This is a genomic window from Edaphobacter sp. HDX4, from assembly GCF_036877565.1.
In the GTDB taxonomy this organism is placed as follows: domain Bacteria; phylum Acidobacteriota; class Terriglobia; order Terriglobales; family Acidobacteriaceae; genus Edaphobacter.
This window is the reverse complement of the sequence record NZ_JAEDXW010000003.1, coordinates 77,414-93,517: the sequence shown is the minus strand read 5'-3', so window position 1 is coordinate 93,517 and position 16,104 is coordinate 77,414. Positions and strand designations below refer to the sequence as shown.

The following is a 16,104-nucleotide window of genomic DNA, read 5'->3' as shown; positions in this document are numbered from 1 at the left end:
GCTATTTCTCCTGCTTCTTCAGCCCGAGCATGCTCACCACCAGGAGCACGGGGATCCAGCAGAGGAGAACGAGCATGTCATTCCACATGAGATCGGCTCCGAGCCCTTTCGTGTAGGCGCCCAGGCTCGAGTGCATGTAGTAGGTGGTGGGCCAGATGGAGCCTACAACGCGCGCACTGCCCTCCAGTGTCGATATCGGCTGCAACATCCCCGAGAACTGTATCGATGGCTGAATCGTAAGAATCGCGGTGACGAACACGGCCGCGACTTGAGTACTTGTGAATGTCGAAGTCGCCATTCCAAGCCCTGTTGTGACAAAGACATAGATCAGCGTACAAAGCGTCAGAAGCAGAAAGCTGCCCTTTATCGGGACACCAAACACGATCAAGGCAAGCGTCACGAGGATGAAGAAGTTGATCATGGCGATTGCGAGATACGGCAGTTGCTTACCAAGCAGATATTCAAGGCGTCCTGTCGGCGTGACGTAGAAATTGATGATCGAGCCCAGCTCCTTCTCGCGCACTATGCTGACTGTCATGAGGACCGCTGGAATCAGGATGAGGAGTATCGCCGGAACGCTGGGCACGATCGAGTAGATGCTCTCGAACGTGGGGTTGTAAATGTAGCGATCCTGGAAGTTCGCAGCGTACTTGGTCGGCCCTTGATGAAGCCGATTGTTGGGGTCTGCAAGAAGGTCGCTCTGAACCCCCTCCACGTATCCCCTGATTGTCTCGGAGCGGAAGGGATTCGCGCCATCGATATTGACCAGGACGTCAGGGGTGTTGCCGCGGCGCAGGTCGCGGCTGAAGTTAGGGGGGATCTCGACCACTGCCGCGACTTTGTCTGCCTGCATGCGATCCAAGGCATCCTCATCGGAGAAGGTAGGCGGTTGCCAGTTGAAATACCGGGGTATCGACCTGAACTGCTCGATGTACGTCCGACTGTCCTGCGATTGATCGCGATCCAAGGTGGTCACTTTGATGTGCTCAACATCGGTCGTAATGCCGAAGCCACAGACCAGCATCAAGAGTGCCGATCCCAGGAAGGCGAATGTCAGCCGAATGGGATCGCGCATGATCTGAATCGCCTCGTTACGCGCATAGGCCAACAGCCGACGCAGCGGCAGAGGAAGCGCCGCCTTCTCCTGTGTCAGAGCACTGGTGGACGCTGGAACCGCAGGTACGCCGCTCGCATCCTTCGCCTTCGTCGAACCTGTTGCCTCTTGCGCAATCCCGTCTTCCATGTAGCCGATGAACGCCTCCTCGAGATCTTTGGCCCCTCGCGCCTCGATCAACTTCTGCGGCGCATCGCAGGCGAGCACCTTGCCGGCATTCATCAGCGAGATCCGATCGCAGCGCATCCCTTCATTCATGAAGTGCGTCGTGACGAAAATCGTCACACCCTGCTTGCGAGAGAGATCGGCCAGGAGTTCCCAGAAACTGTCACGGGCAACCGGATCGACTCCCGAGGTGGGTTCGTCGAGGATCAGCAACACGGGGTCGTGGAGCACTGCTACCGCCAGCGAGAGCCGTTGCCGCAAGCCCATGGGCAGCGAATCGGCCAGCGCATCGAGATGTGGACCCAAGCCGAATCGCTCGACCAACTCCTCGATGCGCTCCTTGGCTTTGTCGGGCGGGATGTGAAAGAGACGAGCATCCAGTACGAGGTTCTCGCGCACCGTGAGCTCGCCCCAGAGCGAGAACGCCTGCGTCATGTACCCGATGCTGCGGCGGACGTCCATGCTGCCAGCTTCAACCGATTTACCAAAGATCTTCGCCGTGCCTTCGGTGGGAGGCAGGAGTCCGACCAGCATCTTCATCGTCGTCGACTTCCCGCAGCCGTTGGAACCGAGAAATCCGAAAATCTCGCCGCGCTCGATCTGCAGGCTAACGTGATCGACGGCTGTAAAACTGCCAAAGCGCTTGGTCAGGCCGTGCGCCTCGATGGCGATTTCGGGTTTGTCGCTTACGGGGCGTGGCGGAATCACGAGCTCCACATGGCCCTTTCGCTTTTCTTCCGGGAGCAGGCCGATGAAGCAGTGCTCGAGATCCGTGGAGCCCGTGCGCTCCATGAGCTCAGCCGGCGTTCCTGTCGCGAGGACTTTCCCCTCGTCCATTGCGACGATCCAATCCCATTGCTGCGCCTCATCCATATAGGCTGTCGCGATGACGACGCTCATGCTCGGCTGAGTCTTGCGAATATCATTGATAAGCGCCCAGAATTGGCGTCGTGAGAGCGGATCCACGCCGGTGGTCGGCTCGTCAAGGATGAGGAGATCCGGGTCGTGGACCAGAGCTCCACATAGCCCTACCTTCTGCTTCATGCCTCCCGAGAGCTTTCCCGCAGGGCGATCCGCAAAAGGCCCGAGTCCGGTGGCATCGAGCAGTTCTTTGATTTTAACGGGGCGCTCACTCGGGGAGAGGCCAAAGAGCTGCGCCATAAAGTCCACGTTGTCGTAGACACTGAGCTCCAGGTACAGGTTCTTGCCGAGACCCTGCGGCATGTATGCGATCTTCGGGCACACGGCGCGCCGGTGCCGCTGTTGCCTCATGTCGCCGCCGAGCACATCGATCTGTCCCTCCTGCATCTTTTTAGATCCCGCCATCAGCCCCAGGAGCGTCGACTTGCCGGCACCGTCCGGACCGATAACGCCGACCATGATCCCCGTTGGAATATCGACCGAGATTCGATCGAGCGCGAGCACTTTTCCATAGTGGTGTGTGACATCCCGAATTGAGGCGACGGGTTTGATCTGCAACGCCGGATATTCAACCACTGTTGCCATAGAGCACCTTAATTGGACTTCGCCGAAGATTGGGATGACTCCAGGGCGGACGTCTTCGTCGTCGGATTGATGAGGCCCTTTTCCAGCCAGCCCGGAAACGTGGCGTCAGGGGTTACCTTCACATAGCCGACGCCGCGCACGCCCGTCTTGATGCGCTCGACATAGTGCGTAACAACCTCGGCGGGTATCTGGATCTTGACGCGGAACATCAGCTTCTCACGCTCGCTCTTCGTCTCGACCTGCTTAGGCGTGAACTGCGCTTCCGGCGACACGAAGCTAACGTAGCCGGCAGCGGCCTGGTTCGGTTCGTAGTCGACAGTAATCCGCGCGGGCGCACCTGTTTTTAACCGGGCCGCCTGATCGGACGGGAGGAAGATCTCCATATAAACATCGCTCAGGTCCACGATCGTCAATGCCTTGCCGCCGGAACCGAGGACTTCGCCTGGCTCGACAAGACGATAGAGCACGCGGCCGGTCACAGGCGAGATCAGGGTTGCATCCTTGATGCGGCTTTTGGTCACTTCTACCTGGCCCTGAGCCACTCCGATCTGCTGCTGTGCAGCCTCCGCTCGCGCTTTTGCCGCGGCCACTCGTGCTTCAGCCGCGCGCTCTTTGGCTTGTGCGGCGCCCACCCGCGCATCCGCGGCGATCTGCCGCGCTTGTACGTCCTTGAGCGTCGCCTTCGTCGTAACCACGGTATTCTGACGGACGTCATACATGGATCTTGAGGTCGCATTCTCCGCAAGCATCCTGGTCTGGCGGTCGGCCTCTGTCTGCGCGAGTTGCACCTCGCCTTGCTGCTGCTCGATGGCGGCATTGGCTGAGGTGACGTCCGCATGGGCCCCAGCAGTGTCTGCGTTGGCCGCAGCGATATCCGCTTTGGCTTCGGCGATGGCGGAGTTGGCTGCGGCAAAATCTTCTCTGGCAGATGCGACGGCGGCCTGATTTTTTGCTAGCTCCTCGTCGAGCGTCGAGGTGTCCATTTCCACTAGCACCTGCCCCGGTCGACGAGGTCCCCTTCGTCCACCAGGACTTTCTTGACCCTGAGCGGTTCCTTCGCGGAGGCATCAGAGAGTTTGGCCTCGATACGGCCGTTGCCGGACACGATCCCCTCGGGCAGAGCCGACCGCTTCGATATCCAATACTTGTATCCCATGACGCCGACGGCCAAGAGGACAACTGTGATAATGATCCACTTCTTGGAAAATTTGCTGGCCATGATGTTCTTACCTCGCGGGTGGTACCGGTTACTTTATTTGGGGGGCTGCCGTCGGCTGCGTGGAGAACAAATTCCCCCAATTGGTGCGATTCTGCATCTCGGTCCTGACGGTGTCGGGGACGAAGGGCTGACCGACGCTCATCTCCCAACCGCCGCCGAGGGCCTTGTACAAACTGATGACATTCGTCGCGGCATTCGAGCGCAGATTGATCAACTGGTTGTCCTCCGCCAGTAGCGTTCGTTGAGAATCAAGCACGCGCTGATAGTCGACGGCGCCCTCCCTATATTGCATGGAGGCTAATTCGACAGACCGGCGTGCGGCCGCCACGGCGTTTTGCTGGGCAGAGGTCGCCTCCAGTGTTTTGACGAACCCTATTATGCTGTCATCCACTTCCTGCGAAGCCCTGAGCACGCTGTCCTGATACGTGGTGAGTGCTTGCTGAAATCGCGCATCCTCAACGCGCACTTGATTCTTGATGCGTCCGAAATCGAAGGGCTGCCAATAAACGCGCGGACCCACCGCAAAGAATAGACTTGCCGGGTCCAGAAAGTTGAAGGGCGGTGTACCGGGCTCGGTCGAGTGAACGCCGAGCGCGCCGGAGAGAACGAAATGCGGATAGAGATCCGCCTTTGCGATACCAATGCGTTCCGACTGTGCCATTGCGACAAGTTCAGTACTGCGGATATCCGGACGGCGCCGCAGCATATCTGCAGGAATACTCACCGCCACTTGCGACGGTGCCGCCGGGATCGTCTGCGGTCCTTGCAACAGGCTCTGGACCGTGCCCGTGGGTTGACCGAGCAAGGTGGAGAGCGCGTTTTGCGATTGAGCGAGGCCAATCTCCAGCTGAGGAATCGATGCCCGCGTACTCTCGAGCAGTTCCCGCGCCTGCGCTACATCCAATTCCGACGTAGCTCCGTTACGGAAGCGCGCATCTGCGATGCGCAGCGATTCTTCCTGGATGCGCACGTTCTGACGGCCCTGCTCGATCAACTCTTCGAACGTGCGAATAGCCACGTAAGTCCGCGCGACTTCGGCGCACAGCGATACGAGTGCGTTCTGGTAGTCGTCGATGGAACTCACATAAACGGCCTTTTGCTCTTTGATGGCTCTGCGGTACTTGCCCCAGAAGTCCGCTTCCCACGTTGCGTCGAAACCGATCTGCTCGTTCCAATAATCCTTAGTGAAAACCGGTGGTCTGTTGACTGTGGTCTTGCTGAGACCGACACGGCTGACGCTCGCAGATATGTTGTTCTGCGGCCACTGATTGCCGGTGGCTATACCGAGCGCAGCCCGGGCTTCCATGATCCGCAGCCCCGCGACCTGCAGCGATAGATTCTGGTTGTAGGCGAGCTGGATCAATCGTTCGAGCGTTGGATCGTTAAAGGCTTTCCACCATGCGCTGTCCGCGATCGGCTGAGTGGAGATCTGTGGACTGGTCATGTTCCATGTGTCGTTGACCCTCACAGGCGGCTTTCCATAGTGTGGGCCAACTTGGCACCCGATCAGCGTCAACCCCGCGCTCATTAGCGTAACGGCAGAGCGAACACCCAGGCGTCGATGAGCAGTGTCGGACTTAGATTTGCGGCCAATCGGCATGACGCGATCCTCACCTTTGTATGGCCGACGAGCGTACATGAGGCTGTCCCCTTTAAAATTAGTGGCGAAGCGTCGCACTATCCCACAATCTGCCAAGCGAGAAATTGAGGGCGCCTACTGTGAGTGGAACTCTGGGACTGGCACACAGCGTTCGAACATACGACCCATTTCGACTTGCAGACCAAACCGGGGCCTAGTCGATCAGAGATTCCCAGAGCATGGTCATCGCGATTCAGTCCAAAAATTACGCCAGCCTCTACGGACCGGCAATCAGGGAAATCCCTAGTCGGAGCGGCTTTGCTCATTTGGAATCACGAAGTAATCGTTGGTGCCGACTTTGCCAATCGCTTCTCGAACGGCCCGACAGGTTGCGTTGGCTTCAATTCATCCGGCCATCGGGTGCGCGCGTCGCGGTGTTGCTTTACCTCTAGGGAAATCCCTAGTTGTCGCTCCTTCCCAAACAGGCGTATACGCCCGAAGTGGGGGTAGATATGCTTTGCGATCGAAGAAGGGTACTAAGGTATTTGCGCAATCCATGGTCGACACCACGAAATAGGCTGACAAATAGTAGGTGGATATCTACTGCCCCAACACGATTGGCCTGCAGCAAAGAGGTAGATTATGGCCCTGTTTGTGAAGAATGAGTTGGAGGCAACGAGGGCCAGCACTGCCGATCCAATGACCAAACAAGTTCTCGACGTTGGTTCCACCAACATCTGGGCGAGCGCTCCTCTGGGTGCCACGGTCTCTCGCGGGGGTGTAGGTTTCAGCCTCTTTTCCCGTAAGGCGTCGCGTGTTGAACTGTTGCTCTTCGACCGGGAAGACGACGCTCGTCCAGCGCGCGTTATCAGTATCGATCCGGCCACAAACCGCACCTACCACTACTGGCATATCTTTGTGCCCGACCTGCAACCGGGCCAGATCTACGGATACAGGATCGACGGGCCAGTCGATCCCGCAAACGGTCTGCGTTTTGATCCCGCCAAAGTCCTTCTCGACCCCTACGGCCGGAGTGTGGTCGTCCCTACAAACTACAACCGCGAGCGGGCATGTGATGCCGGAGACAACACCGCGACCGCGATGAAGAGCGTTGTGGTCGATCCGAGCACCTACGACTGGGAGGGCGACACACCGCTGTATCGCCCATCCAGTCAAACCATCGTCTACGAGATGCACGTGCGCGGTTTCACGCGTCATCCGAGCTCTGGTGTTCCACCGGAGATCAGGGGCACTTATAGAGGTTTGATCGAGAAGATTCCCTACCTGCAACACCTCGGCGTAACGGCAGTGGAGCTGCTACCGGTATTTCAGTTCGATACTCAGAATTGCCCAAGCGGCCTGGTTAACTACTGGGGATATCAACCCATCTCGTTCTTCGCTCCTCACCGCGCTTACAGTTCGCGTCAGGATGCCAACGGTCCCGTCGATGATTTCCGCGATATGGTCAAAGCTCTTCACCGCGCCGGCATCGAGGTCATTCTTGACGTCGTATTCAATCACACTGCGGAAGGCAATCAGAACGGACCGACTCTATGTTTTCGAGGCATCGATAACAGCGCCTACTACATCCTCAGTCAGGACCAGTCATCCTATCTGGACTTCAGCGGCTGTGGAAATACCCTCAACACCAATCACCCTGCCGTTCGCCGCCTCATATTGGACAGCCTTCGCTACTGGGTTCAGGAGATGCACGTCGATGGATTCCGCTTCGATCTCGCCTCCGTCCTCTCCCGCGACTCCAACGGCCACATGATGGCCAATCCGCCTATCCTCTGGGATATAGAGTCCGATCCGACGCTTGCCGGGACCAAGGTGATAGCCGAAGCCTGGGACGCAGCTGGACTCTATCAGGTAGGCGACTTCGTCGGCGATAGCTGGAAGGAGTGGAACGGACGCTTTCGTGACGACGTACGCAGCTTTTTTCGAGGCGACAAGGACATGGTGTATCGTTTCGCCGACCGCGTGCTTGGCAGCCGGGAGATCTATGGCCATGAGACACGTGAGGCAGAGCAGAGCGTAAATTTCGTGACCTGCCACGACGGATTCACTCTCAACGATGTCGTGTCTTACAACCACAAGCACAATGAAGCGAATGGCGAAGACAACCGCGATGGTGGGGACGACAACCGAAGCTGGAACCACGGAGTCGAAGGTCCGACGGATGATCCAGCAATCGAGGCGCTGAGAAACCGACAGGTCAAAAACCTGCTCGCCGTCACTCTGCTGTCCTTCGGCATGCCCATGATTTTGATGGGAGACGAAGTGCGCCGGACGCAGCAAGGCAACAACAATGCGTATTGTCACGACAACGAGAACGTCTGGTTCGATTGGGCATTAGTCGAAAAGCATCGTGATGTGCATCGCTTCGTCCACCTGCTCATAGCGAGACGCCTGCTGCGAGACATAGGTCCCGAGCGCCAGCGCATGACGCTGAATCAACTCATCAGCGGAGCATTGAAGGACTGGAATGGCGTAAGACTCCATCAGCCTGATTGGAGCTGTGACTCACACACCATTGCATTCTGCGCTGATATAGCCAACCCCCACCGGCTCGTCTACTTCATCTTCAACGGCTACTGGGAGGCACTCGACTTCGAACTCCCGCCCCTCGACGACGGAGACAAAAATCCCTGGTGCCGATGGGTCGATACGTATCTCGACTCACCCGAAGACATCGTTGAATGGCAGGACTCCATACCAGTCGTCAGCAGGAGCTACCGGGTAGGCCCTCGCTCGGTGGTGGTCCTTTGGGCACGCTCGGGCTAGCCTATCGTGCAGCCTGAACGTAACAGGTAGAAGGCGAGTCTTTTCACTGTGCGAACCGGCCCATCCGCCAGGCGGCGTTTGATAGGTAGTAGCAACATACGCCTCATCAATCGCAAGATTACACGCGGCACCCGTTTGACAAAAGTGCGGCCCAGACACCCCCAGATCGGACCACAAATCTCACGCTCTGAGCACCGCATCGCCGATGCCCCCCTACGAAGTCCAAGCCTAAGCCATGTGATTCGAATACTTTGCACACTTTTCGCCGGGGGCCTTCCGCCCCCGTAGCGGACCTCGAATTTGGGTGATAGTGAATTCTATTTAGGCGCTATGCTTTCGATCGCGAAGACATGGTATCGCCATGGATGGAGATCCAGATATAGCCCTCGAGATTGGAGTTCATTCCCGTCCCGATCGTAGGAAGCGGCGCTAAGCAGATCGCGCAATCTAAACTGTTCGCCGCCGAGACAGGAGAACGGCAGCTTTACGTAACACTGACTCTCGTGAGGCGCATAGTTTACGGTGACCAGCAGGCGCTCGCCATCGGGACTTTGCCACGCGAAGGCGATAAAAGAGTCGGATGACCAATTGCCCTCCCAAGAGGAAACACATTCGAGTAGCTGCCACTGGCCACCGCGAAGAATGGGATGGCGCAACAGGTCCAGCAAATGAGCATAGAACTGCTGAAGCTTCAAGTCAGTGGGTTCGATCGGTCCCCGAACCAGGTGAGGCGAGATGCGTTTCGTGCGCCCCTCGAACTCTCCCTGGTGAAAGAAACGCAGTCCTGGAGATAGAAACGTAATGACTGCGGCGGCTTCATGTTTTTCCCTCGGGAAGGTCACCGCTGCCCGTGCCTCGTCATGGTTTTCGAGGAAGCGCGCCATCTTACTCTGATAGTCGAGCCCGGCGTAGAAGTGTTCGCGAACGGGCCGGGTCTCTCCCGCGTGTAACCGGTCATACAGTCGCTTGTCGTAGGTGTAGTTGAAGCCCTGCTGCTGCAGCGTCCATTCCAGGTCCCAGTAGACTTCTGCGATGAAAGAGAATCCCGGCACGCGCTCTCGCACTCGCTGCGTAGCTTTCGGCCAGACGGCTCCGATGGAGTACCCCAGGTTCGTTCAAAGACATCGGGCAGCACCAGCATTGCCATGTCGCAGCGCACAGCGTCACACTGTGCGGCAATCTTCAGGAGTTGTCCGATCATCACTTCCTGCGTGGCAGGGTTCGAGTAGTTAAGTTGAAGGGAATCTGGCCAACCTGCAAAATAGGGGTCGCGCCCGTAGGCAAGGATAAGGTCGCCACCTGTCCGCCTGACCCGGGTATAGTTCTGCGGCGCCCGTTCTAAGTCCCGTTCCGTTCCGGGGACGTAGTACTCGGGGTGCTCCTCGACCCAAAGATGATCTGGGGCCGTATGGTTGCAAACGAAGTCGAGAACTAACCGCAAGCCGCGTTGACGAAGGCGTTCACGCAGGCGCGCCAGTGCGGCATCTCCTCCCAAGTCACGGTGCACTGTGTAACTGCTGATCGCGAAACCGGAACCGGCGATGTCTTCCTCACGCAGGTCTGGCAAAGTCTCTTGGAATTCCTTTCGCCATTCCGGATTGCTGCGCGAAAGCTGTTGTCCGGCAGTGCCGGTCTGCCAGACGCTGAGGAACCATATCCAGTCAAACCCCATTTCGGCAAAACGGTCTAATTCAGCATCTGGAATATCGTCCAGTGTGGCAGTCCTGCCTAGCCCCTTCGAGAGATCTGTCATCCACACGCGCGTGTTGATCTGGTAGAGAGAGGAATATAGAGGCAAGGAAGGGAGCGCCTTCTCTCGTGCCATAGTTGCCGTGTTTGTTTCCTTAGGTTGAAATTGAGGCGCCTTCGCTATTCGCGTCTTGCTCATGACCTGCTCAAGTGCTTCTGCCATGTCCTTATCCTTTCCGATCGCGTGGCTTTGCGGGCCAACACTCCGCAACCAAGATCCAGAGCGACTCGTCAACTTCCCGGGACCTCCACGGGTTGGTACTTGAAGCTCAAGACAAGGGTATCGAGACTGAACATCAGGACCCAGAGGGGAAAGAGCAACGCGACCCAGCGCGTAACCTCGATGCCAACCAACAGTACGATGGCGATCGTGATTGCGGAAATTGCCAACCAGCGCGGGATGAAGCGAGTGCGCAACCCGATGGTCGCTGTGGAGACCATGAACACGGCTGCCATCCGCATGGCATAACTGTTCATGATGAGAGAAGCTATTTTGAGGGCGAGCTCCCAAGTTTCCAGCGACGTCTTGGTCTGGGCCGTGGCAGCATCCGTGACGATGGCCTCTGTGATGCCGCTGGCTACAAAGAGCAATGCGGTGAACAGCAGACCGCTGCCCAGAAACACTGTAGCGAAGAACCGGTCCTCGCTCTGGCCGATACGGTCTCGTACCACCCCGATGAGCCACAGAAATGCGATGCCCGCGAAAGGAACCAGGCGTAGCGCCCATGCGATGCGTGGATCGGTAAGCCATGCGCGAGAACCGACCAACTGAGAACCCGCTGCTAGCCTCAGCGACACCAGTATTGTTGTCAGCAGCACAGCAAATATGACTCCGGCAATCGCTGCTGCACGAGGGGTTCGCAACGCATTGCGCATGATCACGACATCATGTTCCATCTCGTGCTTCCTTTAGCCCGTTCCTCCACGGCGTCGGACGATATTTCAAACCAGATGCCATTTTGCCGCGTCTCCTGGGCGATCTTTCGATCTAGATCTTCTGCGCGGGAGCTTCCTGAAATACGGCATTCCTGCCGGCGGCAAGAACCATCTCCTGATTCATCGAGGCGAGCATTTGCATGAGGCGTGCGATGACGCCAGTCCAACCCGTCTGGTGGCTGGCTCCCAGCCCGGCGCCGTTATCGCCATGGAAGTACTCATAGAACAGGATGTAGTCCCGCCACTGTGGATCCTCCTGGAACTTGTGAGTTCCGCCGTAGACCGCCCGGCGGCCATCCTCATCCCTCAGGAATATATTTGCAAGTCGACGCTCGATCTCCTGTGCGACCTCATATAGATTCATATACTTCCCTGAGCCGGTTGGGCACTCGACAGTGAACTCATTACCGTAGTACGCGTAGTAGTTAAGCAGACCCCTGAGGATAAGGTAGTTGACCGGCATCCAGATGGGCCCACGCCAGTTAGAGTTGCCGCCAAACATACCGGTGTCGGACTCCGCAGGCAAGTAGTTCACCCGGAACTCCTGGCCACCGACGTCGAACACGAAGGGATGATTGGCATGGAAGCGAGAGAGAGAACGTATGCCGTAAGGGCTCAGGAATTCATTCTCATCAAGCAGCTTCTCCAGTACCCTTCGGAGCCTTGTTTCGTTCAGCACCGCAGCAAGGTGCCGTCCTGCATACCCTTCCTTCGAAGGGTCGTGGATGGCGGCGATGAGTTCCGGTCGAGCTGAGAGGAAGTTCTTGAACCGTCCTTTTAGCTCCGGGACCTCCTTGAGGAGCTTCCCGTCAAAGAAAGTGACCGCACAAAGAGGAAGCAATCCGACCATAGAACGAACTTTCAGCCGCTGTGCGCTGCCGTCGGGCAGTTTGAGCACGTCGTAGAAGAATCCATCTTTCTCATCCCACATTCCCGTATCATCGCCGGCGTGGATCATTGCTGATGATATCCAGAGGAAGTGCTGGACGAACTTCTCCAGCATGTCTACATACGCCGCTGGCCGGTCCGAAGCCAGCTCTATGGCAATCTGGAGCATATTCTGGCAGAAGAGCGCCATCCATGCGGTGCCGTCGGCTTGCTCCAGGTGTCCGCCGGTAGGTAGCGGGGAGCTGCGGTCGAAGACCCCAATATTGTCCAGCCCGAGGAAGCCCCCTTCGAAGACGTTGCTGCCTTCACGATCTTTGCGGTTCACCCACCAGGTGAAGTTGAGCAGCAGCTTGTTGAAGGAGCGCTGGAGCCAATCCACATCACCTTTGCCGCCATTGCTGGCCTTCTCCGCCAGATAAGTCACGATTGTGGAAAAGGCATGCACCGGCGGGTTAACGTCGCCGAAGTTCCACTCGTAGGCGGGAAGCTGGCCGCTCGGGTGAAGGTAGCTCTCGCCGAGCATCAGGTTGAGTTGCCCCTTCGCGAAGTCCATGTCGACCATGCTCAGGGCCTGAACGTGAAAGGCGAGGTCCCAGGCCGCATACCAGGGATATTCCCACTTGTCTGGCATCGACAAGATATCGGCATTGTTCATGTGGTGCCAGCGATCGTTACGCGGCGCAGGCTGGTGTCCTCTTTTGAGCGGATTGGCATTGTGCTCGTCGAGCCATCGGTTAACGTCATAGTAGAAAAATTGCTTGGACCACAACATCCCGGCTAGCGCCTGCCGCATGACATTTGCCTGATCGCCCGTCATCGATGGCGGAGTGATGGCTGCATAAAATTCATCTGCCTCCCGCTTGCGCGCTTCAAAGATCGCCGCGAAGGGCGTTCCAAAATGGCCGTCGCCTTCGCGCTTGGGCTTGGCGAGTGCCACTGGGGTCAGATCCGAAAGCCTTAGCCTCACGACCTCGCTCCCACCGGGATTGATGGTGAAATGATAATGCGCCGCCGCCTTCGTCCCTTTCTTCTCTGGATTCACCATCCCCTGCTGATTGTGCACGACATAGTTATTGATTCCGTCTTTAACATACGGGGTTCGATTGGGAGAGCCAAAGAGACGCTCATTGTTGGTTTCATTTTCCGTGAAGAGCAACTCCGGCTTGCCTTCACAGTAAAGAAAGCGATGTCCCAGCAAGGCATCTACGGCGCGGATCACGCCCTCTTCGCCAGTCCCCTTGATCTCTTCAAGCATCGGTTGCTCGGAACCTGTTCCCCACGACCACTCATTCCGGAACCACAATGTCGGCAGGATGTGAAGATCCGCCGGCTCTGGTCCGCGATTGTGGACGGTGACTGTGATCAGGATGTCTTCTGCTGACGCTTTCGCATACTCAACAAATACGTCGAAGTAGCGATCGTGCTCGAACACACCAGTATCGAGCAGCTCGTACTCCATCTCCAGCCGGGTCCTATGGCGGTTCGTCCCTACAAGATCGCCATACGGATACTCGGCCTGCGGGTACTTATAGAGATATTTCATATACGAATGCGTCGGCGTGCTGTCGAGATAGAAGTAATACTCCTTGACGTCTTCCCCGTGGTTGCTTTCACTGTTGGTTACGCCGAACATACGTTCCTTGAGGATGGGATCTCTGCCGTTCCACAAAGCCAGCGAGAAGCAGAGGCGCTGCTGGTCATCCGATATCCCGCCCAGCCCATCCTCTCCCCAGCGGTAAGCTCTGGATCGGGCCTGATCATGGGTGAAGTAGTCCCAGGCGTTGCCGTTATCGCTATAGTCCTCACGTACTGTCCCCCACTGACGCTCACTCAGGTAAGGCCCCCACTTCTTCCAGGGAGCGGTTGCTGCCTTCGCTTCTTGCAGTCGTGAATCTTCTGGATTCGTGCTCATGACTCATCCTTTCGTCAACATCCTGTGAGATCGAGGCCTTCTAGTGAGAGAGATCAGCGGGGGTCAACCGATTCCTAAGCCCGCTAGCTACTCGGGCATTACGTGCCGGTGCGGGTGTTGCATTTCTGGACTTCATTGACTCGCATACAGCCGGTAGGAATCAGGCTGGCTGAACCGAGAGACGTGCACATGATCCATCACCGCTTCTTTGTCGTTCTCTATCGCAACTGCAAAGAAGGCCCACTCTAATCTCCATCTGGGAGCACACCCACTAGGAAAACTCCCAACTAGGGAAATCCCTAATTGCAATAGAACAATCAGTCCGAACGAATTCGCATGATGCTTCGCCGGAAAGAGCCTGAAAGGCAGGGCTTAGAGAGTTAAACTCTTGCGCGAGAGTTAACTTGTTCGATCAGGGCATCATGCTTTTAGCTGGAAGCTACGAAGCCAGTCGGTGGATCTCGGCACCGCACGTTCACTGCATGGCGGCATTGTGTCAATCAGGGACGACCATCTTGTCCGATTTGGATGCCGTAATCTACTTGTTCCCGAACGTCCAGCCCAGCCCTGAACTGGCTCCATAGTTGCTGCCTGCCGAATGCTTTGGTGGCTGGTTGTCCCAGTTCCCGTAGAAAGACAGATTCCAGGTGAAGTTACCAAAAAACTTGAGATAGTAGGACATATTTGTGTTGGTATACACACGCCCGGGATTCGATAGCGCCGGAAAAACATTCGCTTTGACAGCCAGCTTACTCTTATCGAATTTAAAGAACTCCAAGTCGGCAGCGGCCATTCCGAGGACAATCTGTTGCGCTCCTTGAATCTCTGCGGATGGAGAGTATTCTGTGCTTTGCCAAGCCAATCCACCGGCCACAGCAATCGTGGCATGATTGGAGTTCTTTATATAACGTCCGATGCCGCCTCCTATATTGGACTGGAGTTGAATATCCTGCTCAGAGCTTTGCAGCCAGTTGCCTATGCCGATGTAGAACCAGTTGTTCCGATCCAGGAGGTGCCGAACATCAAGCGACGCGTTGTTTCGGGTCGAGGTCGAAACGCCGGTGCTTCCTGCAAGTGTGGAATCGAACGATGCGCCTGCACTCCAGCGCTCCCGGGGATAGCTCACCTGCGTTCCCAGGGTGTATTGTGTCGACTCGTTGCCTTTGGAATAGATCAACCCGGAGTTGATGCTGCCGTTGAACCTTTGCAGAAAGCGGTCCGACGTCTGGTTGATGTTCACGATTCTTTGTCGTTCGATGACCACATTTTTCTCCGCAGCCTCTGCTATCCCGATTCGTACAGGCCTGTCGCCCCCGGTATCCGCCGTGGAGAGGGTTCCGGTGTAGACGGAACCATTCTGTGTTTTCACTATGAATAACTGTTTGCTCTCCAGATGACGCACCTTAGACCAATCAACCGAGGCAGTGCCATCAATGTAATCGACGCTGACATAGAGCACGCTCGCATCTAGGCCCTTTATCTCGCAGGTTACCCTGTCACCGTTGTTCATGATAAGCACGTCCGTCTTGTCGCGCGCATAAAGAGGCGTAACGAGAACAAGTGCGCAGGAGAAAATTGCCGCTGAAATCTTCATAGAAGTGCCCACCTTGGCAACTGGAGTGGCTTGGGAGGCAGTGATTCGACTCGGTACTAGCGAATCACTTCTGCTTGGCCAATGGACTCGTCGTCCATTCTGTACCGGAAGGTATGATTCTTCTTCTTACGGCCTCAAACACGATCCTGAATCCCTACTAAATACTATTTATGCGTTGTGGTAATCGCAGTCGGTGTAACGAAGGCTTCTGCTCATAGAAATGTTGTGCTTCGGAAGCGCACCGACCAGCAGAGGCGATTTTCCGAGCAACTCCGCTGGCCAGCCAATCTTCCCTATCGGATCCCCACGGGTTCTGGCCTCCGTAACTGAGCGAGTGTTCTTCTTTCGAGTTGCCGGCTCAATCCCTGAATAATGGTGACGACAGGATTACCTGTTTACAGCGCTGGATTCATAGTCAACCATGGTCGCGCCGCCGGTAAGCTAGGAGAACTCCCAGTGGTGCTTCGCAGTTCGTCGTCGGAAAATATCACGAGGATAAATCGGCGAGCTAGAAACCCGTACATGGATGACACTGTGCTCCCCCAAACGGCCACACCGGGAGCTTTCCTAGCTAGTGGGCGTCAGGATCAAGGTCTACATTTCACCACGTTTGTAGTCGTGAGCTGAAACGGCCACGCGCGGGGTGCTCCTGCTT

Annotated in this window: 9 protein-coding genes and 1 pseudogene; 1 reads left to right on the top strand and 9 read right to left on the bottom strand. The window is 56.6% G+C overall.

What is annotated here, in order from left to right; translation table 11 throughout:
• Position 1: 1 nt before the first annotated feature.
• The 4 genes from rbbA to JAO29_RS04595 are packed head-to-tail and all read right to left on the bottom strand — an operon-like array spanning position 2 to position 5,532.
• Complete coding sequence (gene rbbA / locus JAO29_RS04610) at positions 2 to 2,785, bottom strand: ribosome-associated ATPase/putative transporter RbbA (RefSeq protein WP_334267009.1); 2,784 nt, start codon at positions 2,783 to 2,785, stop codon at positions 2 to 4.
• Positions 2,786 to 2,793: 8 nt separating this feature from the next.
• Entirely contained in the window at positions 2,794 to 3,768 is a 975-nt protein-coding gene (locus JAO29_RS04605) for an HlyD family secretion protein (RefSeq protein WP_334267008.1), read from the bottom strand.
• A 5-nt stretch (positions 3,769 to 3,773) separates the two neighbouring features.
• Positions 3,774 to 4,004 carry a hypothetical protein gene (locus JAO29_RS04600; protein ID WP_334267007.1) on the bottom strand — a complete coding sequence of 77 codons (231 nt, stop codon included), beginning with the start codon at positions 4,002 to 4,004 and terminating at the stop codon, positions 3,774 to 3,776.
• A 28-nt stretch (positions 4,005 to 4,032) separates the two neighbouring features.
• Positions 4,033 to 5,532 (bottom strand): efflux transporter outer membrane subunit, encoded by a 1,500-nt coding sequence (locus JAO29_RS04595; protein WP_334267207.1) that lies wholly within the window; start codon positions 5,530 to 5,532, stop codon positions 4,033 to 4,035.
• 693 nt (positions 5,533 to 6,225) lie between these two features.
• Between JAO29_RS04595 and glgX the strand changes: the two genes are divergently transcribed.
• Positions 6,226 to 8,370: a glycogen debranching protein GlgX gene (gene glgX / locus JAO29_RS04590; RefSeq protein WP_334267006.1), complete on the top strand. Its 2,145-nt coding sequence runs from the start codon at positions 6,226 to 6,228 to the stop codon at positions 8,368 to 8,370.
• A 317-nt stretch (positions 8,371 to 8,687) separates the two neighbouring features.
• Here glgX and JAO29_RS04585 read toward each other — a convergent pair whose 3' ends face one another.
• From JAO29_RS04585 to JAO29_RS04565, 5 genes and pseudogenes are all read right to left on the bottom strand, one after another.
• The gene (locus JAO29_RS04585; RefSeq protein ID WP_334267210.1) at positions 8,688 to 9,422 is read right to left on the bottom strand and encodes a hypothetical protein; all 735 of its coding nucleotides are present in this window, start codon (positions 9,420 to 9,422) and stop codon (positions 8,688 to 8,690) included.
• Positions 9,423 to 9,787: 365 nt separating this feature from the next.
• Positions 9,788 to 10,042, bottom strand: a pseudogene (locus JAO29_RS04580) (alpha-amylase family glycosyl hydrolase); the annotation flags it as partial.
• 308 nt (positions 10,043 to 10,350) lie between these two features.
• A complete protein-coding gene (locus tag JAO29_RS04575; RefSeq protein ID WP_334267005.1) occupies positions 10,351 to 11,016 on the bottom strand; it encodes a hypothetical protein in 666 nt (221 codons plus the stop codon).
• 91 nt (positions 11,017 to 11,107) lie between these two features.
• Positions 11,108 to 13,855, bottom strand: coding sequence for an MGH1-like glycoside hydrolase domain-containing protein (locus tag JAO29_RS04570; RefSeq protein ID WP_334267004.1), 2,748 nt, complete (start codon positions 13,853 to 13,855; stop codon positions 11,108 to 11,110).
• Between the two features lie 538 nt (positions 13,856 to 14,393).
• The gene (locus JAO29_RS04565) at positions 14,394 to 15,449 is read right to left on the bottom strand and encodes a DUF481 domain-containing protein (RefSeq protein ID WP_334267003.1); all 1,056 of its coding nucleotides are present in this window, start codon (positions 15,447 to 15,449) and stop codon (positions 14,394 to 14,396) included.
• Positions 15,450 to 16,104 lie beyond the last annotated feature (655 nt).